Annotated in this window: 19 protein-coding genes; 1 reads left to right on the forward strand and 18 read right to left on the reverse strand. The window is 40.9% G+C overall.

Translation table 11 applies throughout. From position 1 onward, the window contains the following. Positions 1-25 precede the first annotated feature (25 nt). The 10 genes from DCMF_RS16655 to DCMF_RS16700 form a co-directional block, all read right to left on the reverse strand. Positions 26-2,008 carry a sigma-54-dependent Fis family transcriptional regulator gene (locus tag DCMF_RS16655; RefSeq protein ID WP_214658672.1) on the reverse strand — a complete coding sequence of 661 codons (1,983 nt, stop codon included), beginning with the start codon at positions 2,006-2,008 and terminating at the stop codon, positions 26-28. 236 nt (positions 2,009-2,244) lie between these two features. Then, positions 2,245-3,162 carry a dihydrodipicolinate synthase family protein gene (locus tag DCMF_RS16660; RefSeq protein ID WP_148135456.1) on the reverse strand — a complete coding sequence of 306 codons (918 nt, stop codon included), beginning with the start codon at positions 3,160-3,162 and terminating at the stop codon, positions 2,245-2,247. An 832-nt stretch (positions 3,163-3,994) separates the two neighbouring features. Then, positions 3,995-4,981, reverse strand: coding sequence for an ATP-binding protein (locus DCMF_RS16665; protein ID WP_148135457.1), 987 nt, complete (start codon positions 4,979-4,981; stop codon positions 3,995-3,997). Between the two features lie 78 nt (positions 4,982-5,059). Further along, positions 5,060-6,268, reverse strand: a complete 1,209-nt coding sequence (locus DCMF_RS16670; RefSeq protein WP_148135458.1) for an NAD(P)/FAD-dependent oxidoreductase — start codon at positions 6,266-6,268, stop codon at positions 5,060-5,062. Next, positions 6,269-6,733: a 4Fe-4S dicluster domain-containing protein gene (locus DCMF_RS16675; protein WP_148135459.1), complete on the reverse strand. Its 465-nt coding sequence runs from the start codon at positions 6,731-6,733 to the stop codon at positions 6,269-6,271. 88 nt (positions 6,734-6,821) lie between these two features. Then, positions 6,822-8,870 carry a molybdopterin-containing oxidoreductase family protein gene (locus tag DCMF_RS16680; RefSeq protein WP_148135460.1) on the reverse strand — a complete coding sequence of 683 codons (2,049 nt, stop codon included), beginning with the start codon at positions 8,868-8,870 and terminating at the stop codon, positions 6,822-6,824. Between the two features lie 46 nt (positions 8,871-8,916). Further along, on the reverse strand, positions 8,917-9,567 hold the full coding sequence (locus DCMF_RS16685) for an ABC transporter permease (RefSeq protein ID WP_148135461.1): 651 nt from the start codon (positions 9,565-9,567) through the stop codon (positions 8,917-8,919). Beyond that, positions 9,568-10,698 (reverse strand): ABC transporter ATP-binding protein, encoded by a 1,131-nt coding sequence (locus DCMF_RS16690; RefSeq protein WP_148135462.1) that lies wholly within the window; start codon positions 10,696-10,698, stop codon positions 9,568-9,570. A 65-nt stretch (positions 10,699-10,763) separates the two neighbouring features. Beyond that, positions 10,764-11,417, reverse strand: coding sequence for an ABC transporter permease (locus DCMF_RS16695; RefSeq protein WP_236860047.1), 654 nt, complete (start codon positions 11,415-11,417; stop codon positions 10,764-10,766). A 128-nt stretch (positions 11,418-11,545) separates the two neighbouring features. Further along, positions 11,546-12,541: an ABC transporter substrate-binding protein gene (locus DCMF_RS16700; protein ID WP_148135464.1), complete on the reverse strand. Its 996-nt coding sequence runs from the start codon at positions 12,539-12,541 to the stop codon at positions 11,546-11,548. A gap of 411 nt (positions 12,542-12,952) precedes the next feature. Here DCMF_RS16700 and DCMF_RS16705 point away from each other — a divergent pair, with 411 nt between their 5' ends. Then, positions 12,953-14,644: a sigma-54 interaction domain-containing protein gene (locus DCMF_RS16705; RefSeq protein ID WP_148135465.1), complete on the forward strand. Its 1,692-nt coding sequence runs from the start codon at positions 12,953-12,955 to the stop codon at positions 14,642-14,644. Between the two features lie 350 nt (positions 14,645-14,994). On the opposite strand, the gene DCMF_RS16710 is transcribed toward DCMF_RS16705, so the two are convergent. From DCMF_RS16710 to DCMF_RS16745, 8 genes are all read right to left on the reverse strand, one after another. Continuing rightward, a complete protein-coding gene (locus DCMF_RS16710) occupies positions 14,995-16,053 on the reverse strand; it encodes a DMT family transporter (RefSeq protein WP_236860048.1) in 1,059 nt (352 codons plus the stop codon). Between the two features lie 216 nt (positions 16,054-16,269). Next, the gene (locus DCMF_RS16715; protein WP_148135466.1) at positions 16,270-16,896 is read right to left on the reverse strand and encodes a cobalamin B12-binding domain-containing protein; all 627 of its coding nucleotides are present in this window, start codon (positions 16,894-16,896) and stop codon (positions 16,270-16,272) included. 161 nt (positions 16,897-17,057) lie between these two features. After that, complete coding sequence (locus DCMF_RS16720; protein WP_148135467.1) at positions 17,058-18,497, reverse strand: trimethylamine methyltransferase family protein; 1,440 nt, start codon at positions 18,495-18,497, stop codon at positions 17,058-17,060. Positions 18,498-18,512: 15 nt separating this feature from the next. After that, the gene (locus DCMF_RS16725) at positions 18,513-19,787 is read right to left on the reverse strand and encodes a phosphotransferase (protein ID WP_148135468.1); all 1,275 of its coding nucleotides are present in this window, start codon (positions 19,785-19,787) and stop codon (positions 18,513-18,515) included. Positions 19,788-19,847: 60 nt separating this feature from the next. Continuing rightward, positions 19,848-20,159, reverse strand: coding sequence for a hypothetical protein (locus DCMF_RS16730; RefSeq protein ID WP_214658673.1), 312 nt, complete (start codon positions 20,157-20,159; stop codon positions 19,848-19,850). A gap of 16 nt (positions 20,160-20,175) precedes the next feature. After that, positions 20,176-21,198 carry a DMT family transporter gene (locus DCMF_RS16735; protein WP_148135470.1) on the reverse strand — a complete coding sequence of 341 codons (1,023 nt, stop codon included), beginning with the start codon at positions 21,196-21,198 and terminating at the stop codon, positions 20,176-20,178. Between the two features lie 865 nt (positions 21,199-22,063). Beyond that, the gene (locus DCMF_RS16740; protein ID WP_148135471.1) at positions 22,064-22,852 is read right to left on the reverse strand and encodes a hypothetical protein; all 789 of its coding nucleotides are present in this window, start codon (positions 22,850-22,852) and stop codon (positions 22,064-22,066) included. Between the two features lie 75 nt (positions 22,853-22,927). Further along, positions 22,928-24,010 (reverse strand): hypothetical protein, encoded by a 1,083-nt coding sequence (locus tag DCMF_RS16745; RefSeq protein WP_148135472.1) that lies wholly within the window; start codon positions 24,008-24,010, stop codon positions 22,928-22,930. Positions 24,011-24,614: the final 604 nt, after the last annotated feature.

Here is a 24,614-nt window from a genome sequence, read left to right on the forward strand (position 1 = left end):
CCCCTTCTTAACCCTAATTATCTATTCATTTGTCCTCCTGATAGATGATGTTATATTCTCGCATTTTGCGATACAAAGTACTTCTACTAATGCCCAACACATTAGCAGTTTCTAAGATGCTGGATTTTTGTGCCAAAGCCTTTCGAATTGTTGCTTCCTCAACTTCATTTAACGTCGAAACCTTCGTCATATCCTCATGTTTTTGATTATCCCCGGTGAAAACACACCACGGTAAACTGCTTACTTGTATTTGATCTACTTGCGACATTAGAATGCTTCGCTCCAGAATATTCTCCAATTCCCTAACATTACCCGGCCAGTGATATTTTGTAAAAATGTTCATAGCCTCAGGAGATACGGAAGTAATCCTTTTATTCAGCTTTTTACTGATGGAAGGTACAATCTTCTCTATTAGCAAAGGTATATCGCTCCTTCTTTCCCTCAACGCCGGAATTTCAATTTTAATTACATTTAGCCGGAAATAAAGGTCCTCACGAAATACTCCGTCCTTGATTCTTCCCAAAATATCCCGATTTGTGGCGGCAATTACACGTACATCAATCGGTATGGGTTTATAACCCCCTACCCGGACTACCTCCCGTTCCTGTAAAACCCGCAATAAAATAGCCTGTAAATCTGAAGGCATATCCCCGATTTCGTCTAAAAAAATAGTACCGCCGTTGGCACGCTCAAACTTACCCGGCCTGCCGTTACGGTCTGCACCCGTAAAACTCCCGGATTCATATCCAAACAGTTCACTTTCGATGAGACTTCGCGGGATGGCAGAACAGTTTACTGCAATAAAAGGTCCCTTTCTCTTGCTAGCATTATGAATAGCCTGGGCAAACAATTCCTTTCCGGTACCGCTCTCACCCAAGAGCAAAACTGTGGAATTGGTTAATGCCGCCTTACTTGCAAGATCTTTAGCCTCCATCAATTTCTCATTTTTCCCAATGATAGAATCAAAATTAAAGGATGCCTGAGCGCCCGTAATATTGTTTACCAGTTGAAAGACTTTTTCTCTTTCTTGTAAAATCAGCACCGCACCGTCATAAAGTTTTTCCTCATTAGAAAGAGCCTGAATCCATACATTTGCCTCAACTCTTTCCCCTTTGGACTCAAAAGATAACTCTTTCATACAGCCTGAGTTATCTTGGATCATCTTTTCAATATTGCCTAAACTCGGTACTATTTTTATCAGCTTTTTTCCCAGGGCCAATTCCTCATTAATCTTTAATATTTTTTGTGACTGACTGTTTATTTGCGTTATCTCTCCCTGGGCATTTACCCTAATGATGCCATCTGTTACATTCTCAATCGTGCTTCTCATAATGTCGTTGGTCTGCTTTATTTCGTCCATAGCTTTTTTAATCTTTAATTCATTTTCAATTGCTTTTGCAGATGCCACGACCATACCAAGAGTATGTGAATGAACGTTTTCACATCTGGCCGACATGTTCAATACACCGATAAATTCACCTCTAGCACCAAAAATAGGACTTGCGGAGCAAGTAGTCTCATGATGTATTGCGCAAAAGTGTTCCCCGCCAACAACCTGTACTGCCTTGCGTTCTTTAATGGAAGTCCCAACAGCATTTGTCCCGGCTGCTTCTTCTGACCAAATCGCACCCTCTTTCAGGTTTATCTGCCGATAAGTATCCAGTTGATCCTTATCTCCTGCGAGCAGAAGAACTACCCCATTTTCATCCGTAAGAAAGATAACAAAACCGCTTCCCTTTACATATTCATAAAGCAAGTTAATATACTGATGGGCAACTTGGATGAACCTTTTCTTTTTTTTCTTTAGTTTCCCAAACTCCACTGGCGTAAGTATCAATGTAACCTTGGTAGAGAAAGGATCAACATGTAAGTCCTTGCACCGCTGCCAGGATTTCAAAATTACAGGCCGAATGTACTTATCAACTTTTCCCTGGTTAATAAAATGCTCCCATGCCATAAGAAATGAATCTAGCTGACTTTTTTCTGAACTCATTTTTATTTGCGACATGATCATTCCTCCAAAGTTAAGACACTTTGATTTCAGTATACAATACTCCTGATTATAAATAAACATTTAGCTTTTTGCATAGGAATTGACTGTCGCAAGAATGATACTTTGCCGAATATACCTGCTCGTATCATAAATCTAAATCATGATCAAACCTCCCTTATAATCATGTCTTTTAATATCAACTCAAACTAAAATCTAAATATCATCATCAATAGGCTCATTATTATTTGATGCTAAATAACACCAATAAACTTAAGCACTGCATCCATTTCAGCTTTGCGGCAATTATCAAGTGGCTCCATCACAACCTTACATTTATCACTGGCAATTATATCCATCTTTCTGAGTGCATATTTATAACACTGGATATATTGCAACACATTGCAAAATGCAATAGAGCTTAAGGGACAAACTTTTTTATAATAGATGTCTCTCGCTTCATCAAGCTGCCCATTTTGTATTAAGTTGAACATGTCACTTTGTTCTTTCGGTAGGACGCAGCTTGCAATTGTAGTCATCCCTTGAGCGCCATAAAGCAACATTTGGAAATTCATTTGATCATGTCCAGCCCAAGCTTGGACTTTTCCCTCAGTGGCACCATTGTATAAAGCAATTTTCTGAGGGTAGGGTAAAAACAATTTTGCACATGTTAAGTTTGGTATTGTATCGGCCATTCTTTTTAGAAGCGGCAGGGATATTTCGATTCCTGCTCCACCATCATAGACCATTAGCGGAAGATCCTTTACAGCATCAGCAATATGCTTAACATGACGGTAGACCCCTTCTTCACGGTGCGGGTGATAATAGGGCGGGCAAGTAAAAATATAATCGGCCCCAACACTTGCAGCATGTTTTGCTAATAGAACAGCCTCATCACTGGATGAATGATTTACCCCTACTCCAACCGGAACTCTTCCTTTGGCTTGGTCAACGGCAATTTCCACATACTTCTTACGTTCATCTACAGTCAAAGCGAAAACCTCGCCAGAACTGCCAAGGGTGAGAATACCATGAACACCTTGTTCAATAATGTAGTCAATTAGTTTCCGGGTAGATTCCTCATCAAGCTCTCCACATTCCTTAAACGGAGTAACCGTAAGAGCGTGATTCCCAAATAATCTTTTCTTTCTCTCTTCTAGGGTTAATGTCATGTTAATTCCCTCTTTCACAATGATTCATGTTAATTAGTAAGCTCAGTATTCAAGGCCTTATCTCACTACCATTTCCCCTTCTTTTCTATTAGCTAAAATTTAGGGACTTTTCTTTGCTCATTTTTTTCTTTTTCCTTTTGATTTACTGCCTTGAATTGCCGACGACCCTTCTTATTGCAATTTCTGTGCCAATTGACATAACTCATGTTTATAAGAACTTATAACTACCATTTGGCAAGGCGCTAAAATAATTCATGGATGTAGATTTGCATAAATAATTCAAGGATATTTTTTAAGTAACATTGTTCTAATATAGAGCATACGTGTATTATTTCAGGAAAAAAACTGTGTTTTGAACTTATATTGTTTTAATATAAAACATAATCTTATACTTCATGAAAATCGTTAAAACTCAAAATTAACAACATCAAATGAGGATTTCCTACTATAAGGAAAAAGGATGCTAGCAATTTTGAATGAAGTCAGCATCGAAAAAGAATAAAATCAACCATCCATAGGACAGACCACAGGATAACCTAAAATAAAAGATGTCCTTTCAATGATAAAATTCAAGGGGCTATAATAAAACTTGAGGAAATTTTTAGGTAGCGGAGAACGATCGCAAAAATAGTAACTTTTCGCATGAGAAAGTGGTGGGAGGAGCGTGGCATTGTAGTAATATTCCTTATAAAAGTGGGGCTGTAACAAAATGCTCGCTAAGTTTTGTTACAGCCCCCATGGAAGTAATTATTGGATTGATAGGTGGAAATGGAAATCATTAATTCTCTGGAACTTAGAAGAAACACATTGAAATTTGGTAAACTCAAAAACACTACAAATTTTCATCGATTTTTTCCATCATAATAGCACCGTTCGGACAAGAATTGGCGCAAAGGCCGCATCCCCAGCAAAGCTCCGGATTAAATCCGATATTCTTTCCCTTCTTTCCATTCAACTCACGTTCCGTCCCGTCAAGAAAACATGCTTTAAATTGGCACCTCTGAATACATAATCCGCACAATTTACATTTTTCCTGATCAAAGTGAGCAAGATAACGGGACTTGGGCCACTTCCCCTTGGTTCCATACTGTTGAGCAGCCCTAAAAGGATAACAGCAACAGGCGCAACAATTGCAGATAACACTGGGACCCACCTCCCGCCAATTATGCGGACTAGCCGTATGCATCAGCCCTTCCCGGTCCGACATGCGCAGCAGTTGTTTGGCTTCTTCTTTGGTCAGACTTCGGCCATTAGTTCTGTCCGTGATACTTCGATTAAATCTAAGGCAAACTTCTCTAGGCCGGTCACAATGATCAGCCAGCATCCTGCAATCGCAGGGGACAACCATGATTTCATCTGACGAATCAACAAATTCCTCCGCTTCATGCAAAAGCATAATCAAGTCATTATGGCAATTATCGTAGTCAGGCTGATTTTCTATTACCGCTTGAAAATAGTTATGTTTTTTATGGTACTCACTAAGGCACCATTCATCTAATTCTTTTCGGATATTTTGGGGAAGTACATAGTAATTTCCAAACATGGCATGGTTGTTCATCCTTTGGGCGAAATCAGCGATCCGGTAATAAAGAATTCCTTCTTTTTTTTCTCTATTAATAATTTCTCTTTGGTAGCATTGTTCCAAAAAAGCACTGGTCATGGTCTCACCTAATAAGTCAGATAGTCCCTCAAGCGTAAAATCTTTCTCACCCATATGGACAACTAAGTCAATTTCTTTTTGAGTAACAAAAATATGCAGGTATGGTTGAATAAAGTCCGGTACCTTGAATAAAGCGATAAAATTTTCTAGTCCACTCATTTTACATTACCTCCAAGTTTGATCATCTTATGCAGCTCACTTGTTAAGACTCCTTTGAGAGTCCCTCGGAAGAACACTTCAAATAACTTTCGATAATGCGTTTAGTGTGCCGACAAATTTCTTTTTTTGGCGAATCAAGGGTCTGATTCTTCCTAAAAGAGTCACCTGATCGGCGTCTCCTACCACAATACCACCGACAGGGATCTCTCCCTCCAAAACGACTTTACCGTACCGCCCATGGACAGAATCAAAAAATTGTCTTATTTCATAGCCCTCCCCATCCAGGAATTGTCCAATAGAAGCCACAGTCTTGCCAAACATTTGGGTCACATTCATATTCAGACTTCCCTGGTAAGATCTACAACCGCCTGACATGTTAGCACCGGCAACCTTGCCCTGTTCAACGGCCGTAGGCCATAACGCATGAATTACATGGGGTTCACCAAAAGTAGTAGGCCCCTGGGCCACATCTCCGGCAGCGAAAATACCCGGAACACTGGTTTCCATCCTGTCATTAACAAGAATTCCCCGGTCTATCCTGATCATTTTGTCTAAAAATCCCATATTGGGACAGACTCCCGTTCCCACAATGATCAAGTCCACATCCAGAGGAGCCTCGCCCTTGACATATACCGTCATAGAACCGTCTCGATTCCTGCTTATTCTTTCCGCCGGCATATTAACCTTTAAATCTACACCATAGTCCAATATGTTCCGGTGTAAAATATCCGCCCCTTTTTGATCCAACACCTGGGGCATAATCCGTGGCATTAATTCAAAAATAGTTACAACTAACCCTCTGCTCACAGCAGACCAAGCCGCCTGCAAAGAGATAAATCCTGAACCAAGAACTAAAAGCCGTTTTCCCGGTTGAAAATAAGCTTCGATATTTTTCGCATCCTCCAGGGTCCACATATGATAAATCCCTGGCCCCTCCAAATTTGTTACCGGGGGTTTCATTGGTAAAGCCCCGGAAGCGATCAACAGCCGGTCAAATTTAATTTCACCCCCATCATCTAGGTAAATTAAATGATCTCGGCTATTTAATCGAGTCACCTTCTTCCCAAAAACAGTTTCCACATGAAGTTTAGTGTAATACTCGGCGGAATTCAAAAATAAGTTTTCAAAAGTTATCCTTTTCCTCAGATAATAGGGCAGAAGAACGCGCGAATAAGCAGGGCCCGGTTCCGCAGAGATCATAGTAACCGGTGAATCACAATCAATTTTCCTGAAGCTTTCCAAGGCATTCAACCCGGCAGCACTATTACCAATGATGACAACCTCCATTTAAACACTTCCTTTTAATTTTGACCGAGCGGAAAAACGTTTAAACGCATAGGCATCTTGGACATCTACAAATTCTAAAGCCCTGGACACACAAAACTTAATACATTGGGGATCCCCGCCGCATAAATCACATTTCTGGCTGACATGTTTCTCTGCATCAAAATGGATATTACCAAAAGGGCAGGCCAACATACACATTTTGCATCCTACACATTTTTGGGCATTTATTTGGACAGCATTACTTTCTCGGGTGCGGGTAATGGCTCCGGCCGGACAAATTTCCATACAAGGTGCATCCTCACATTGGAAACATGTTAAGGGCAGACAGCAACGTTCTTCCGGATAGACACCAACCCGAATATTTGAATTTTTTACATTAAAGTCTCCAGCCTGTGCAAAAGCACAAGCCCGTTCACAGTTTTGACAGCCCACACACCTGTCCAGATTAACTGTAATCAGTTGCATCTTCCCACCTCACGATCCCTACTAGATACTTCTGAAAACCCAATATTAATATGTCTCAGTAGGTTAGACGCTCCTCTAGAATAAATATTTAAATCTTTCTTATATCTACCGGTAGCGCTTTTAACATGGGGAACCCACTGATCGGATCATTAAATTGGTCTGTTGTCAATAAATTTACATTCGCTTCTTTCCATCCATGGGTAATTTCAACTGTACCCCGGACAATCTCGCAAGGGTGCACAACCTTCACCCTGATCTGAATGGAACCGACTTCTGAACTAACACAAACCATTTCACCATCAACTACCCTTATTTGAGCCGCATCTAAGGCATTGATTTCAATTTCCGGAAAAGGAACCGCCTGAACAAACCTGGGTATGTTCCGGTACCGGCTATTGTTAAACAAAACATTCCTGGCCCCACTCGTTAGTACAAAAGGAAATTTCCCATTTGCCTCAGTTAGGTAGGAGGGAGAATGATATTCCGGCAGTTCGTGATAACCCAGCTCCTTAAGATAATTTGAGGTAAACTCCATTTTCCCGGATGCAGTGTTGAATGGTCTTGGCTGGTTCTGATATTTCAAATACTCAATCGGTTTATATTCCTGACCCTCCGGTTTCGTCTCTAATTCTTTCAAGGTAATGCCTGTGGGTTCCAACAGCCAGGCATTCACTTCCTCCTCATTGCGCCAGGGAAAATAATCTCCCATCCCCAGCTTATGTGCCAGACCCTGCCAAAAGGTATATTCATCAACGCATTCTTTATTTTCGATTATTTTTGTGGTTTTATAGATTCTTTGAAACTGCTTGTTGACAAATAATTCTGACCGTTCAAGAAACGAAGCGGCCGGCAAAACATAATGGGCTAATTTCGCAGTCTCGGTTAAGAACAGGTCTCTGACCACAAAAAGATCAAGACTGGATAAAGCCTTCGTAACCTTAGCGCTATTGGCATTTGTTAAAGCCGGGTTAGCCGCAGTAAGAATCAATCCTTTAAGGGGATATGGTTTGCCCGTCAAGATTGCATCCATCGCCAAGAGAGTATGGTTTTCGCCAAAATCATATAAAACAGGATACTCCTTGCTGCCGATAGGTTGCTTATATTTCAGTTCCCTCCAATTGGGCACCAGCGCGTTTAAATTTAAATCTTCGGGAATCAGTTCCCCGCCCTCATGATCAACACAACCGCACAGCACGCCAATGCTGGCTATCGCCCTAATGTTGTTGACACAATTCTCACAGTGATCTAATCCGTTTCCGGTAAAAATAGCTGCCCGGGGTGCATTCCTGGCAAATGTTTTTGCAATTTCCAAGAGCGTCTTTTCATCGATGCCGGTTTCTCTTGACACATAATCATCAGTAAACTTCGCCGCATAATCCGCAAGTTCGTTAAAGCCTACTGTATAGTTTTCAACAAAGCTTTCATCATACCACTTATTTTGGATCATTAAATTGATCATTCCTAAAGCCAAGGCCCCATCTGTTGCCGGCTTGATTGGAACATATAAATCTGCACACCTGGCCATGGCAGACTGTCTGGGATCAATCACAATCAGTCTGGCGCCTCTTTCCCGGGCATCTAAGACCATTCTGGTCAATTGGGGTTGTGAATACGGGGGATTTACTCCCCAGATGATAATGCATTTTGCCTTTTCCAGGTCTGGTACAGGTTTATGGCCTCTGACCAAAAAATAGCCGATTTTTCTGGCAATAGAACATTGCGTATTATTAGAAAAGTAATTTGGCGTTCCAATTGCATAGGCAAACCTTCTGGCATAGCCTTCCTGTTGGTTAAAACCAACCCCTTCACCTTTCCAAATTCCGATACTCCGATCCCCATATTCCTTTTGAATGTCTTTCATCCTTTGGGCAATTTCAGTCAAAGCCTGCTCCATACTGATTTCAAGCCAGTCGTTTCCTTGTCTTTTCAAAGGCTTCCTCAGCCTGTCCGGAGAATAGGCAATATCTAAGGCGGCTCTCCCCTTGGGGCATATTCTTCCTTTGTTCCAAGGATGATGTTCCATGCCGTCAATATTGATGATCCGGCCTTCTTTAATATAGACATTAATGCCGCAATGATCATCGCACATGCGGCAAAGAGTTTGTACCACACCGTCTCGTGTCATCGTTTCAGCCATTTTCTAATACCCCTACCCCTTTTCCTATTTGTCATGGTTTAAAGTATTAAATATCTTCTATGATCATACCGGGTGGAATAAAGCTGGCTGCCAATTTCGCCAACAAAAGATCTGCTACGCTGGCCAATATCGCGCAAGTGATGCCGCCTAAAAGCAGCGGTTCCGGCCAATTCATACTTAAACCAAGGAAAATAAATTCGCCCAGTCCGCCGGCACCGATGACCGCGGCGATCGTGGCACTGGCGATTACAATCACGGTAGCGGTACGCACGCCGGTCAAAATAACCGGCATCGCCAGAGGCAGTTCGACTTTGAACAATATCTGCCGCGGGTTCATGCCCATGCCTTTCGCGGCTTCGAGATAATTGATATCGACATTATTGATCCCGGCCAGCATGTTTTTTAGGATCGGCATGATGCTAAACAGACTGAGCACCATGATCGTGGGCTTAATACCTATGCCAAGGACCGGCATGGCCAGAGCGATCAGACTCAACGAAGGAATCGTCTGAAGTATGTTGATGATGCCGGACGCAACGTTACTATATTTTCTGAACCGGGGCCGGGTCAGAAAAATCCCAAGAGGTACAGAAATGATCAGAGCAACGGCGATGGCAAGCATCGTGATCAAGATATGTTCGATCAGGCTTGGCACATATGAAGTAGAAAAAAAGCCGGCCATCCTTTCCCAATTCATTTATTCATCATCCTCCTTATTGACAAAAATGCGGATATCGTCGAAGAAGGCCGAACCGATGATGTCGTCATTGCGCACAACCGGGACGCATTCCGAATTATGTTCCAGCATTTGCGAAAAAACATCGCTTAAATTGGTATCATGATGCACGGCGGCTTTCTGGTTATCGGCAATCAGGCCTTTCAGGCCTTCGATTGTGAAATTGCCCACCAGCTTTTTTTCCATCTCTTTTGTGATCAAGCCTACCGCCCGTCCGGCATTGTCGATATAGCAAGCCACGTGATAATCGCCTTTTTCACGCATCAGGTCAAAAGCTCTGGGTAGCTCGCTTTCATTGATACGCAGCGTTTTCTCTATCGGATAAATGATTTGCTCTGCCAGCAGGATGTTCAGCTTCTTCACCATCCGGTCCGCTCCAATAAAGTCCTGAACGAAATCATTCACCGGATGGGATAAAATATTTTTCGGCGTATCATATTGGACGATCTGACCTTTATTCATAATGGCGATCTTATCGCCCATTTTGACAGCTTCGTTTATGTCATGTGTAACAAAACAGATGGTCTTTTTCATGACGGTCTGCAGACGCAGGAACTCGTCTTGGAGACCGCGGCGGGTGATTGGGTCCACGGCGCCGAAGGGTTCGTCCATCAGCATGGTGGCCGGATCGACGGCCATAGCGCGGGCCACGCCCACACGCTGCATCTGTCCGCCGGAAAGCTGCAGGGGATATTTATTTTTCGTGATCCCGGGGTCCAGTCCCACCAGTTCCAGGAGTTCCACGACACGCTTATCTATGCGCCCTTTATCCCATCCGTGTAACTTGGGCACGATAGCGATATTCTGGGCGATTGTGAGGTGAGGCAACAAACCTATATGCTGAATAACGTAACCAATATTCATCCTCAGACGGTTCGGATCGGTATCCTTGATATTTTTGCCGTCGATAAATACGTCTCCTGACGTGGTTTCGATCATACCGTTAATCAGACGGATCGTGGTACTTTTGCCGCAGCCGGAAGGGCCGACCAAAACGGTGATTTCACCGGTCTCCATGATCATGGACAGATTGTCGACCGCTTTGAACGACTGGCCTGGGTATGTTTTTGTCACATTTTTTAATTCGATCATCGTTATTCACCTCATGACATGTTTTTCAGCCAATTCATAAACCTAGACAGCTGCATTTGCAAGCATTAGTTTCTTCCCACGCGCAGCCCCTTCGGAACCATTTTCTTCTCACAAAAGGCCAGGATATAATCCATCACCAATGAAATGATGCACAAAGAAACCGAACCTACGATCAACATCTCCATATAATGCCGATTCATGCCGTCGAAAATAAATTGGCCGAGATTTTTCTCGCCGATAAACACCGCGATCGTCGACATACCTGTGGTCATGATTACAGTCGTACGAAAACCGGCAAACATTACCGGCATTGCCAGTGGTAGCTGTACCTTTTTCAGAATTTGATTTTTATTCAGGCCCATGCCTTTAGCGGCTTCAATGACCGTTTTATCCACCCCTGATATCCCAACGTATACATTGCGGACCAGCGGCATCATCGAATACAATACCATTGCCACTAAAGCTGAGGTACGGCCGATACCTAAGAAGGGAATTGACATAAAAATAACAAACAAAGCCAAGCTGGGCGTACAGTAGATAAAATTTGCCACAGTCATCACTTTTTGAGCATACTTTCGGTGCCGGACCAAGAATATGCCCAGAGGGACCCACAATATCAGTGATATAACCGTCACCAGGATAATTAGCTCAAACTGATTGGCAATATACTGTAAAAATTTATCTGAATAATTGTTTAAGAATTTTATATAGGACTCCAAAGTACTACCCCCTACTAATACCCACATTCAACTGGTCAATAAGAGTATCTTAACAAAGGCCGTCACCGACCCCTACACGGGGGGCCGGGCAGCCTCACGTTATGTTTGCGGGCAGCGGTCAACAAATATTATTTGATTAAACCCTTCTCTTTCAGGAACGCCACAGAGACTTGGTCCTCGGGAGTTTGGTCAAGGTCGACTTTTGCTATCTGTTCAGTAATATTAGTCACGGTAAAGATAGAGCTCAGGGTCTTCATATCTTCTGCCAGATTTGGGAATGTTTCCAGCAGGTCGGCGCGGACAATGGGCGCAGCATAGTAATTCTGGAAAGCGTGCTTATCATCCTCCAGGACAGCCAGTCCAAGCTTTACAATCTTCGGATCTGTGGTGCCTAATTCTGTAATATCAATCTCCTTGTTCACCAAAGCTTCAGGATCAAGCCCCATCGACAGCGTCACGCAGTCTTCACGCGGCATGGAAAAATCATAGATCTTTTCCAAAAGGGGCAGGCCATCTTCTCTCGTCTGATATTCCGGTGAAGCAGACATCTTGAAATGCTCGCCGTTTTTGATCAAATCAGCCATTTCGGAGAATTTGGTGATATGATATTTGTCCAGGATCTCCTGTCTGGTGCAAAAGCAGTATGTATCGTTGATGTCGGACTTATCCAGCCAGATGATACCGTTCGTTTTCTCATCCCAGTCTTTGACAGCAGTATAGCATTGGTCAGGGTCAAGTATCGGCTCTGGCGCAGCCATTTCGCCCATGGCGATACTGCCGTCATATTCCCAGTACAGGTCTACCTCGTCGTTTTTCAAACCAGCGCGCAAGATGCCTCTGGAACCTAAGTTGAGGTTCGATTCAACCGGATATCCCAGATATTTTAAATAATCATAGGTCATCTGGCCCAGCAGGACGTTCTCTGTAAAATTAAGCGAGGAAATAACGATCGGATCGGCATCTGCCGGGATAACCCTGTCACCAGAAGCGTCGCCCGTATTGGCCTGATCCTCGGCCGTACTGTCAGTCGGCGCACCCGTATCTTTGGCGCCGCAAGCAGAGAACAAAACCAGAGAAGACATTAGGACCACCATCATCAGAATTAATAACCAAGTTCTTTTCATGTACGCATCCTCCTCGTATAAATAGTTTTATATCTATATAACCGTCAACATGAGACGGAATATAGGTCTGATTGGGAGATCCGGAACTAATAATCAATTTGTGATTACTTCATCATTTAATTGATGATGCAATTTTCGTGCCACACTATTCTATTGCCTAATATATACTTAAAAGCTTGTTTGCCTTCTTTCTACGGGTACGTCTATGCATGAACATGGCTATTGGGCGCATTGCTATTTGGCGCATTGCCATTTGGCAGCGCAAATCTTTTTTGCATAATAAAGTCTAGGATACATAATTTTAATCTATTTGCAATTTTGTATGGTACAATTACAAATATAGCACAGTTTAATTTTCTTTGTAGATCAATAATGGCTTAGAAAATACTACCAATTTTCAGGAGATGTCATATGATTTCAATGAATATAATTTGTCAGGTTGACCGCCACAGCATCATACGCAACATCATATCTATTAATAGATCCAACAACAATAACCACCGGTTTGATTTGTTTCTTGATCGGCCTTTAAAGGATTTCATCAATCTTGATGATAATTCTCATTCCGGAATTATAACAATAGAAGGAACCACAGCAAATTATTATAAATTCACCAATCCATGTCATGATAATTTTACGGTTTTCATCACAAACTCAATTTATTGTTTGAACATATATGAAGCTGCCTTAGACAAAGTATCTGACGGCATAAATATTTTTGATAAGAATGGTTATTTACTTTTTTCTAATATAAAGGCGCAACAAATTGAAAATTCAAATAGGAAAGTCACCATTGGTAAGCATCTGCTCGACATTTATCATTTTGATCTTGATAAAAGCCAAAGACAAGGTTTCATTAATAGCGAAAATCCGATTAATGACTATTGCGATTATTTCAAATCTCAATATTCAAATCAATTTGTGTCGACCCTCAATTCAACGCTACCAGTCTTCGTGAATAACGAAATGGAAGCAATAGTAAGTGTTGTGAATTCCAAAGAACAACTCGAATCAAATAACAAAAAACTTTTAAAACTTAAAGCATGTCTCAAAAAGGATAAACCACAGATTAATTCTAAATCCATTAATATGTACTACAGTTTTCGAGATATTATTGGAAATAATCCTGATTTTTTAAAGGCTGTTAATCTTGCTTCTTTAGTTGCCGATCGAGAATGTTCTGTTCTTTTGTACGGCGAAACAGGCACCGGAAAGGAGCTTTTTGCCCAAAGTATTCATTCTGCAAGTTTAAGAAAAACAAAAAATTTTGTGGCTCTTAATTGTGCGGCAATTCCGGAGAATTTGGCTGAAAGTATTTTATTCGGAACAGAGAAAGGTAGTTTTACAGGTAGTATCAACAAAGAGGGGTTACTCTTCGAAGCCAATGGAGGTACTATTTTGCTTGATGAACTTAATTCTTTGGAAATTTCTATTCAAGCAAAACTTTTAAGGGTTCTTCAAGAAAAGAAATATCGAAAAGTTGGGGGTTCAAAGGATATTGACTGTGATGTTCGGATTATATCAGCAATAAATGAAGATCCTTTGGAAGCAGTAGAATCTGGTAAAATACGTTCAGATTTATTCTATAGATTGAATACTATTTCCATCCACATTCCTCCTCTAAGAGACAGAAGTGATGATATTATTCTATTATGTGAATACTTTCTAAATAAATATAACATCCTTAATAATTCATGCTACAGCATTCATCCTGATGTGATCCAGTTATTCAAAAACTATTTATGGCCTGGAAACACTAGAGAGCTTCTGCACGCTATAGAGTATTCTGTAACAATAGCTAAGAATGATATAATCACACTCAATGATATTCCGACTCACATCAAAAACTCTATCAACACAAATATATTTTCATCCCCAAAAGAGTCTAAAAATAAATCTATCACATCTTTTACACAGCCATTTCCCTCAGAAAAAATAGTTTTGGACCATCTCGATAAAATGATGGAAGAATATGAAAAGAAAATTATTATCACTTCATTAACAAATCATGCCGGAAATATTACAAAGACTGCCGAAGCTCTTGGAATATCCCGTCAAGGCATGCAATACAGAATAAAGAAATACCATATTCACCATAGGTAGCTTAGGGTTTATAAAATCATTTCTCTCTTCAAATAGTTCCTCCGAAAACTCGCTACTAGCTGCATCTTGGAACGGGGTGTTATGGAAAACACATTCGGTAAAAGGAAGAATTATGGGGACGGTCCTATTGAGTCAATTGCTGGCATCATTCGGATCGTCCCCTGTTTCTCTAAAAACTAATTATTTACCCTGATCCTATACCTTCTAATTCTATGCGGTTTATTTTATAGTGTAATCTGAATTTTAGGTGAACCAACCATAAAAGTACCTGCTAAACCTTTTTGCTCCGAACCGATTTCCAGAATAATCCCCAGGTATCCTTGAAATATGCGACAAATAATCTTATCTCCCTAATTCCGCAATTTTAGTAATTCTTTAGGATTAGCCACCACTAACAAAGTTCCAAAAGTTATAATGCAAGCCCCAATGACACCTTGGACTGTTATTGAATAGCTATAAAGACCACATTTGGAAAATACGATACCAAACAGAATACTCCACAAAGGGTAAGTAACATTGAAAGCCATTGCCCGTCCCACACCAGTCATATTGAGAGACTTGTACCATGCAACATAAGATAACCCGCCGGCTAACCCTGCCACTGCCACCCACATCATGGGTACGCCTGCTTTGAAAGCGCCAGCAAAAATATCCCAGCCCGCTAAGCCTGCTCCAACAATAAGTCCTGCCAAAGGTACTACTAAAATGAGCAGGGTAAAGCCCGAAAAAATTTCCCTTAGCCCAAGAGCCACATCTGAATCAATCAAATCCATGCCGAAAGTGGCTATCACACCCTCAAGAGCCCAACCAACAACCGGCAAAAAAGAGAAAAAGATGCCCAGATAAAAGTAAGGAAAATCCTCCAGGCCACCTTGTGGCGGTGTGTACGAAACTACATATGCCCCTGCCATACAGGCGATAATCCCCACCCAAACCCGGAAATTAATTTTTTCCTTAAGAAAAATCACACCTAATATTGCACCCACAGCGGGATAAATAGCGGAAATGGAAATCGCATAAGTGGCTCCTGCCAAATTAAGAGCAATTAAATAGGAGCCCATTCCAATGGGTCCGCCAAATAGCGCTCCCAGCAAAATAATCTTTCCCGGCTTTGTTCTTAATGATCGGGCGTATTCAACCCAACGTCCGGTAACAATATTGTATATAGCCACCCACCCTCCCGCAAACAAATCATGCATCGCTGCTGAGGCCAGACAAGCTACAATCACAGTAGCAAGAGAATACCCTTTGATCCAGAAGGGAGCCAGATAGCCCGCAATTGTGAGAAGAACACCGTCTAACCCCCAAGCCGCCCCCGAAATGATGCCGAGATAAAGACCTTTTTTGGCATATCTCAATTGATGATTGACAAGAGCCTGTTGTGCCTGCAAACTGGTTTCCATGGCCATTAGATTACCCCTTTTCTCTACTCTATTTTTTTAAATCCTAATCATCTATATAACTCTTGGCAAATCTATAAATTTATTACGTGTTTAAGCATCAAATTATCATAAAGAACTGCTCAAATAAAAGCAGCCCTTTATGCACGAATATTTATCCCATTATTAACAATCTTTTTTCTCTAATTTAGGAAGCGGAATCTCTTGATATCTCTCCTTCCTACCCTAGCCAATCAGCTTTGCGCACAATTCTACCGCGGAAGCAGCATCGGGTGCAAATCCGTCGGCCCCGATTTCGTCAGCAAAATCCTGGGAGATCGGAGCCCCGCCCACAATACATTTTACTTTTAGACCTTCTTCTTTGATTAATTCAATGGTGTCTTTCATATGCAGCATCGTGGTGGTGAGAAGAGCAGACATAGCCACGATGTCCGGATGATGTTCTTCAATAGCTGCGACAAATTTTTCGGGGGCAATGTCGATTCCTAAATTGATCACTTTGAAACCGCCGCTTTCCATCATCATACCAACCAGGTTCTTCCCAATGTCATGGAGGTCTCCTTTTACAGTTCCTAAAAGAATCTTTCCTTTGCTGGGCATGTCTTTTTCGGCGATCAAGGGTTTGACGAGCTCGATGCCGGCAGCCATGGACTTTGCTGACATGAGCACTTCCGGAACGAACATTTCGCCATTTTTAAACCGGGCACCGACTATGTTCATACCGGCGATTAAGCCCTGGTTGATGATTTCGAGGGGATTCGCTCCTGCGTCTACCAGAGCTTTTACTTGTTCTTTAACCTGTGCTTCTTTCCCGGAAATAACACTTTGGGACAATGCTTCAAAATTTGCCATACTCTTAATTCTCCCTTTAATATTTTGTATGTATTTATTTGAGCAAGCTCAAAGATTCAGATAAAGATTTCTTACTTCATCTGAATTTTTGAGCTGCAAGGACATCGCTTAATGGACGTTTTATTCCCATCTCATAATTATTTATTGACGAAGATACATGTTTAAATTTTGCGCTCAATTTTGGCAATAAAATCTTTCATTGCTTTTTCTTGCTCGGCATCAAGTAAAGTTTCAGGAGCATTTGCTAAGATCTGTGCTACTTTTCTCCGGGCAGATTCCACAACATCTTGCTGCCCATCTTGTTCCCATGCATCATAAGATCTCCAATCGGATACGGTAGGCTGCCAGCCGTCCCGGAGGTGCATCATGGTGGAATCACTCGTCAGAAAATCCTGGCAAGCTTTTGCACTAAGCAAATCAGCCATACCCATAGACTCCGGGTCCGTATTCATCCCGTTGATCATATAACGGACTCTGGCAATCAGTTCATCGTCCAGTACGGTTTTTTCCAATGATGAGGCCAATAGATTCGCTAAAGTACCCACTGTTTGGCTGGTAAGGTTTACCCCGGCCAGGGCCGAGAACAAAAAGCTCTGCATGGTTTCCATACCTGATTGATAGTCAATAATCTTGGAACTGGTAACTCCCGTTTGAGCCCGGGCCGGCATATGATAAAAATTTTTAAACATTTGGATTGTGGCGCCAAGCATCAAAGCGGTATCGGGGCTTGCACATTCCCAAGTGGCAAAACGCATATTGCCATACGTTAAAGAGGCTGAAGCTACCACAGGAACACCGGGCCTTACCAATTGAGCGTAAACAAGGCCTGCCAACGATTCAGCCACTGTCAAAATTACCGTTGCGTACAAATAAATGGGAGAGGTAATCCCGGTCATAGGAGCCGATACTAGAATAATCGGCTGATTATGTTCCGCGTATACCTTTATTCCTTCACAGGCAAAATTGGAATAAAAGAAAGGCGAATTGGAACATACGGCATGCCAGGTAACATAGTGACTGTCTAAATATCCTTCCCGGCCGTAAGCAATTTCAAAAAGTTGGAGGCACTGTTCTTTCTGAGCAATGGCATCTAGTTCCATGGGGCTTAAGATAGGTTTATCGCTGTGCTGCATAGAACTAAGGACGCAATATAAACCTTTGACTTTTTCATTCACATCCATCGGGCTCAAGGGCTGAAAACCTGCAATATTTACATTGTCACAAGCCTGGTATACTTTTTGTAAATCAGCAAAATCTTTTAAAGTGGGGGTATGTCGATTCCCTTTGTGATCGGAAACAAAAACTTCCCCACCGGCAGGGTGAATTAATAAACCCTCTCCAACGGTCACACTTTTTTGGGGGTTCAATGCCTCCAAGCGAAAGGTTTTAGGGCATTGGGCCACACATTTCTCCACTAATTCTTTATTCATAAAAACGGTATGATCCTCGATTCTGGCCCCATGTTTGCGAAAGGTTTCAATCGTGTTATCCGATTCGAAGACAATTCCCCGTTTGCTCAATAATTCCAATGCTTTTTCATGAACCATATTCATCTCATCCGGAGACAATACTTTTACCTGAGATGACAAATTCATAATCATCAATCCCTTCTAATCTTATAATCTTTTAGATAATTCCCGGATTTCAGATTCATGATCTTCCAGCCAATGTAAGCAAGCAATCAAATGTTGGGTATAGAATAAATATTCATAGGGATTTAAGGTTGGATTGTAAACACACGCAACACTGCACCATCCAATAACATAGAGGGCACCTTGTACAATTACTTCGTAAAGATATTTTTTCTCAGTCCCATTCATGGGGGCCAAGCCACCCATTTTTGACAGTTCAGTATTATAGGTATCAATAAATTTTTTCACACGTTCAAGTCTGATGCTCCCGTTGGTTTCCGATTTCCAGGACGCAAAGCAGTAGTGCATGGCTAAACCGATTTCAAACAGGCGGGAATCAATTTTGGCCATATCATAATCGAAACTGCCGCACACGGTACCATCCTCAGTATATTTAAAGTTTCCGGGATGAAAATCACAATGGCAGGGAACGGAAATCATTTTCACATAATCTTCATCGGGAATTACGGAAGCGGCACACATCCGGGACATAAAATTATAATTTGCGTCAAAATACTCCGTATAGGCATTCTCGTAGCCCGTATCGGCATAGCTTTTGCGATAATTTTTGAGCGTTTGAGGGAATTTTTTTATGATATCATTCACTGTGATATCCTCATTGTCCATAATGTTATCCCCATGTCTTCCTTCTGGGTCAAAATTCTTGGTAGAATTATGGAACTGAGCCATCGATATCGCCGCACTCAAAATTGTGGTATCCGCGATTCCATCGTCAGCCCAGTTAGGAATCCAATCATATTTATTTGATCCGCCAATATAGTTAAAAACCGCAAAATAAAAGTCTTCTTCTCCTTCAGGCATGATCTGTTTTTCGACATGATACGTTTTTCCGTTTTTTGCCTTAATAGGAATGGCACCAAAACTGAATCCATTTTTGCGGGCATGAAGCAATAATTTATGTTCAAATAAAAGAGATTCCACTTCCTTTCCCCGTTTATATTTACGGAATAACCAGGTTTCCTTTTCTCCGTCTTTCTCGGTGTAAATACCAAAAGTAGTGTTAATATAACCCCCGAAGATCTGATACGCATCGACTAAGGTCCCCAAATCATAATACCCTTCCACAATCTCCCGAATTTGGCTGTAAAAAAAACATTCTTTTGTTAACTGGGCCAGTTCATCCGTTTTAGCTGAGACACCTAAAACTTCATGATGCAAATCCAATAACATTTGCGCCGTGCAGCGGGGATAATGCTTCATGACCTGTGTTTCCATCTCAACAAAGTTTTTACTTGCCATTTTCCTCACCTTTCGTGATAAATTTTTTTAATTTTGTCCCTTCCCACTTAAATCCCGCTTTTATGCAGTAAGCCGCCCTCCGCTCACACCGATTTTATCTCGCCAATCCCGGGGTAATAAGTTGAGCCTACTGCGCCCAAAATCCGTTAATTTAAAGGACTCCTGAAGGTCCCCTTTCTCGTTTAACGAAACAGCGCAGTCTTCCAGCAGACCGGCCGCCCGTAAAGAGTGAAGATGCATAATTATTTCAGACTTTCTGTACTGGCCCTCCGTGCCATATTCACTCTTCAGTGCTTCAAAGATATCCACATCCGAAAGAGTGTCTTTTTTAGCAATCAGCGTCAAAATCCTAAATCTCATAGGAAGTTTCATTTTCTCCACCGCCTTTTTAAACTTTTCTTAGATTGACCATTTCTTTCGGATTAGCCACAACCAAAATACCGCCGAAGGTGATAACCAAGGCACCAATAATTAGGTTAGCCGTGATCGTTGAGTGCAAAATCAACCAACCAAAAATAACACCCCAAAGGGCGTAACTGATATTAAGACCGGTGGCACGGGCAGCCCCAGTCATGTTAAGGGCTTTATAGTAGGCAATATAGGAAGCTGCTGCAGAAGCCCCGGCAAGGCAGAGCCACCAAAAACTATGGTATTTGAAGACACTCCCAAATAGAGCGAATGAAGCACCCAGAGGAATGATCGCAACTAAATATACGACAAAAGAAGTAGCCTCACGGATGCCAGCACAGACTTCCGGATCTACCATGTCCATTCCATAGGTAGCTAAAACACCTTCTAAGGCCCAGCCCAATGCGGCTACGATTGCCATGCCAATACCCAAATAAAAATGGGGGAAAGCATTTCCTGTCGGTGGTATATACCCCACAACTACAGCGCCAGTAATACAAAGAAGTATTCCAAACCAAACACGGGGTACAACCTTTTCCTTAAGAATGATCACTGCAAGGATCGCCCCCACCGCCGGAAACATGGAGGTAATAGCAAGTGTGTACATCGGCCCCGCCAGGTTGATACCGATTAAGTAAGCAGACATAGCCAGTGGCCCGCCAAAAAGGGATGCTAAACACACAATCATACCGGGTCGTGTACGCAAAGTTCTGCCATACTCTAAGAATTTGCCCGTGAACAGATTATAAAAGAAAAGCAGGATACCTCCAGCCCCATCGTTAATTGCGGCGCCAACAAGAGGCGCGGCGTAAAGAGAGTTTAAGCCCGTGAAAGGAGGCATCACTAAAGCAATACTTAACAAAATGCCGTTAAGCCCCCATGTAGCACCGGTACTAACCGCCCACAGCAGTCCTTTCTTTGCGTGTGCGATCTCCAGTTGGCTTTTTTTTTGCTGCGCTTTGGCGTGCAATTCCGTATTTAATGCGAAATCACTTACTGACATCAAAATTCCCTCCTTGTTTTTTTTGACTCCACTAAAGCGGCCAAAGGGTTCATGTTTTCATTTTTTTCATCACCACCTTAAGTTCTCGTTTTGTGCGCAAGTTATCATTTCTTCACCGTTTCGAATTATTGGATATTTAACTGCACACAGTAACCGCACAATCGGTAGGCCAGTCAGTTCTGGTCAAATGGTATTGCAACGTTTATGCCACAATTCTTGATCGGCTCAACCCCTTGAGAATCAAGGGTTCTTTACATTTGCTTTTTTAGAATTCATTAGAATCCGGGAATAACAGAATAAAATTTGTTCACTTAGGTCAAGCTTTAATGAATCCGCAAAGGATAACAAAAATTGTTCACGAACAATTTTTTTTCACTTTCATACGCATCGGCATGTTTTACATAAAAAAAGCCGCCCAAATATTTGTATTGGGCGAACTTTAGCCTTAAAGAAAAATTCCGAGCAAAAAATGCGCCTTGCATGGGCTTATCTAAGCCTTTCCAAGGCGCATTTTTTTACTTTTAGATCTAGTTCTTCGGGCAAATTGCTAGTGCAAATTCATTTTGCAATAGCATTTGAAATTTGGGAAAGAATTAGAGGAAACCACTATAGACGTAAAAAAGTATCTGATGTCGTGTTCGAAAAGCTGCACCCTATGAGTGACAAAAGGGCATGTCAAAAACAGGTGCATTGACTCGGCTAGACAGACACTAGTTTAGTTTGTCATAGTCTTGGCATCAATAGGACCCCATGATTCCGGTAATGGTCTCCAAAGTAGCGATAACAAAAAAGGGATCCAGTCTCCCGATCCCCTTTTACTACATCCTTGGCTCTTTCTTGGTATAATTTTAAATAACATTTCCATTTAATTGCGGGTGTCGATAGTTCGCCCTAAGGCAAGTATAGCCAACAGGTTTTCATCACTACCGAATAGGTACGTATTCGTACGAATTTGGTCCGGATTAAACGCTTGTCGTTGTCGAGTACTTCGTATGTCCGACTCAGATTCAAAGGTATTGTCATTATATAGAAATATTGGATGTATATCTTCCATCCCCTCGGGAATATCCAATCCGGAAATATTCTTGGCTTTAATTGTCAGTCTTTTAAGGTAGGGTTCCTTGGTATCATTCGCGATCGAAAAGGAAATCAGATCAAATGCTTTGTTGTTTATTACATTGTTCCCATCTGAGTACACATCTCCACCTTCAAATGCCTCGATAAGGGGATGTTTCATCAAACGATCGTCACTAACCTCTACTAAGCTATTGGTTTGATCCCACTTAAAACATATCTCAAATTTCTCAAAAAACTCCCTTGCAGAAATAAATATTTTTCCGGCCTCTATATAGAATTTTTCTTTGGTTAAATCAAAAATAACATTGCGGTCTAGGAAAACTATATCTACTTGGTGTTCATCTGGAACATAAGTGATCTTTCCCCCTAACAATTCAGTAAAAGTTCTTAATGGCAACATTAATACCCCTTTATCGTTAATAAAAGGGGAAATAGGATAAGCATATAAGACATAATACTGGTTGATTTTTAGTAGTACCGATTTTTCTTCTGAGGCTTCTTGAGCAATAATATTGAATTGGTATGTTATGGAAATTAATACTACTATCACCACAATAAATTTCTTCATGTACTTCAAAATTTACAACTCCTCCTTTTATCTTGGGGATTTAATATAAGATACCATAACAGAAGTCATGGTATCTTATATTTTTTAATCAATTGAAATGGCATTACCTGAACGATCTATCATAGATAACGGCCAATCAATTGTTCCGTACCATTTTTTGTATTTGTCACTCCAATAACTATACAGTGTAAAGTCTTCAAAATCTTCGTACGGCTCATCAATTGTACCGGCTCTACAATCATCAAAAATACAGTCTATTGAACTTCCGCTAATATTAGTTCCATCGAAGCCATCTTTTGCTATGGAGGATACTTTCTTAACTGAAAGTGTATTATAATTATTAAATTGCTTAGTTCTTGAAATAATTGTTTCGTAATCAATCATTAATTGTACATTGTTAGTGGAATCATCCGTAACACGCGCCCGTACCATTTCAATAAAGTCCCCATCATAATATGGGGTATCATCATATTTAAAAAGTGTTTCACCATATCTGATATAGGGTAACCACCGATGTGTACCTGTTTGATAAGCAAATCCCGCCTCAATTCCATTTGCAAAATTTTCATCGTCAAAACCAAAATATACCCAAGCCTGTTCATCATAAATCCCTGTTTCAGGGTTTTTATTAATAGTCACAGTCGGTAATGTTATATCTGCTTTAATTTTATAGAAACCAATGAACTCCAGTTGTTCCCTGGAAAAAGCTCCGCCAGTACCTCCATGGACTTCAGAGGCAGTGGGATTTTCCTTACTCATGGGTACTATTTGATCAAGAGATTTTAGGGGTAATTGTTCATTTACTTTTTCCAGATTCTCTTCTATCTTTTCCACTTTCCCACAGCGCCCATGCTTAGAGCTGTAAATTTCTCCATCATTAGACTCAATAACGTAATCAGCCTTCGTCAACTTATCGATATTTTTTTTAATCTTTAAGTTTATTTTACTTTCATTAAACAGTTTGTCTACATCAATCAGCAACTCATCTAAGGAAGTGTATTCATTCTCCAAATCGATACCATTTTCTTCTAATTCAAATAGAATGTTGTCAATTTTTAATTGTTCAAACTGTGCATTTAGTTCTGACTCACTTTCTTTCGCAAAAACACATGTGACTGTTATTAGTACCAACAAAACAACCAATAACAATAGTCTTATATTTTTCATAATGCACCTCCAAAATTTTACTTCCCTGAAAACAAGGTTTTAAATATTCAAAATTAATCCCCCCTCGCATTACAATAAATAACTTAATTTCTTTAAATAGCTCTTATCTCCATAAAATACCAATGATAAAAAGCATACTCTTTTTAACCTTGAGGAATGCTGGTATCATTTTATAGTTCCTCGGCAATTTGTCATGCTGATCGCATACATTATGTTTTTCTGAAGATCGTTATTTCTTTTCATTGGGGAATATGGAACGGACACTTAATGGGAAAATTTCAAATTTATAATTTTTCAAAAACCATTAAACGTTGTGGTTACTCCTTTTTAAATGCACCTACTTCACGGATTGTAAGCTTTCATCTTAAAAGTACTGTCATTTCTAATATTTTAGAAAAAGGCCCCTTCTAGGCCTTTGCAGTAGTAGTTATTCGAAGTACATGGAAGCCTATTTTCATACTTTCTCGAGGTAATTTTGAGCCCTATATGGCTGTTGGAATTTAACTAAATATCCATATATCACCTATAAATTTTGTTTGTTACATTAATGGAATAATATAAATTTTTTATCTTTTATCATAAATATATACATATTTTACTATTA

It is taken from the genome of Candidatus Formimonas warabiya, assembly GCF_002777255.1.
GTDB lineage: Bacteria > Bacillota > Dehalobacteriia > Dehalobacteriales > Dehalobacteriaceae > Formimonas > Formimonas warabiya.

Coding starts and splice junctions, on each gene's coding strand:
- DCMF_RS16655 (WP_214658672.1), bottom strand. CDS start 2,008: ATGTCGCAAATAAAAATGAGTTCAGAAAAAAGTCAGCTAGATTCATTT.
- DCMF_RS16725 (WP_148135468.1), bottom strand. CDS start 19,787: ATGGCAAGTAAAAACTTTGTTGAGATGGAAACACAGGTCATGAAGCAT.
- DCMF_RS16660 (WP_148135456.1), bottom strand. CDS start 3,162: ATGACATTAACCCTAGAAGAGAGAAAGAAAAGATTATTTGGGAATCAC.
- DCMF_RS16745 (WP_148135472.1), bottom strand. CDS start 24,010: ATGAAAAATATAAGACTATTGTTATTGGTTGTTTTGTTGGTACTAATA.
- DCMF_RS16675 (WP_148135459.1), bottom strand. CDS start 6,733: ATGCAACTGATTACAGTTAATCTGGACAGGTGTGTGGGCTGTCAAAAC.
- DCMF_RS16720 (WP_148135467.1), bottom strand. CDS start 18,497: ATGATTATGAATTTGTCATCTCAGGTAAAAGTATTGTCTCCGGATGAG.
- DCMF_RS16685 (WP_148135461.1), bottom strand. CDS start 9,567: ATGAATTGGGAAAGGATGGCCGGCTTTTTTTCTACTTCATATGTGCCA.
- DCMF_RS16710 (WP_236860048.1), bottom strand. CDS start 16,053: ATGGCCATGGAAACCAGTTTGCAGGCACAACAGGCTCTTGTCAATCAT.
- DCMF_RS16705 (WP_148135465.1), top strand. CDS start 12,953: ATGATTTCAATGAATATAATTTGTCAGGTTGACCGCCACAGCATCATA.
- DCMF_RS16690 (WP_148135462.1), bottom strand. CDS start 10,698: ATGATCGAATTAAAAAATGTGACAAAAACATACCCAGGCCAGTCGTTC.
- DCMF_RS16680 (WP_148135460.1), bottom strand. CDS start 8,870: ATGGCTGAAACGATGACACGAGACGGTGTGGTACAAACTCTTTGCCGC.
- DCMF_RS16715 (WP_148135466.1), bottom strand. CDS start 16,896: ATGGCAAATTTTGAAGCATTGTCCCAAAGTGTTATTTCCGGGAAAGAA.
- DCMF_RS16665 (WP_148135457.1), bottom strand. CDS start 4,981: ATGAGTGGACTAGAAAATTTTATCGCTTTATTCAAGGTACCGGACTTT.
- DCMF_RS16735 (WP_148135470.1), bottom strand. CDS start 21,198: ATGTCAGTAAGTGATTTCGCATTAAATACGGAATTGCACGCCAAAGCG.
- DCMF_RS16730 (WP_214658673.1), bottom strand. CDS start 20,159: ATGAAACTTCCTATGAGATTTAGGATTTTGACGCTGATTGCTAAAAAA.
- DCMF_RS16700 (WP_148135464.1), bottom strand. CDS start 12,541: ATGAAAAGAACTTGGTTATTAATTCTGATGATGGTGGTCCTAATGTCT.
- DCMF_RS16670 (WP_148135458.1), bottom strand. CDS start 6,268: ATGGAGGTTGTCATCATTGGTAATAGTGCTGCCGGGTTGAATGCCTTG.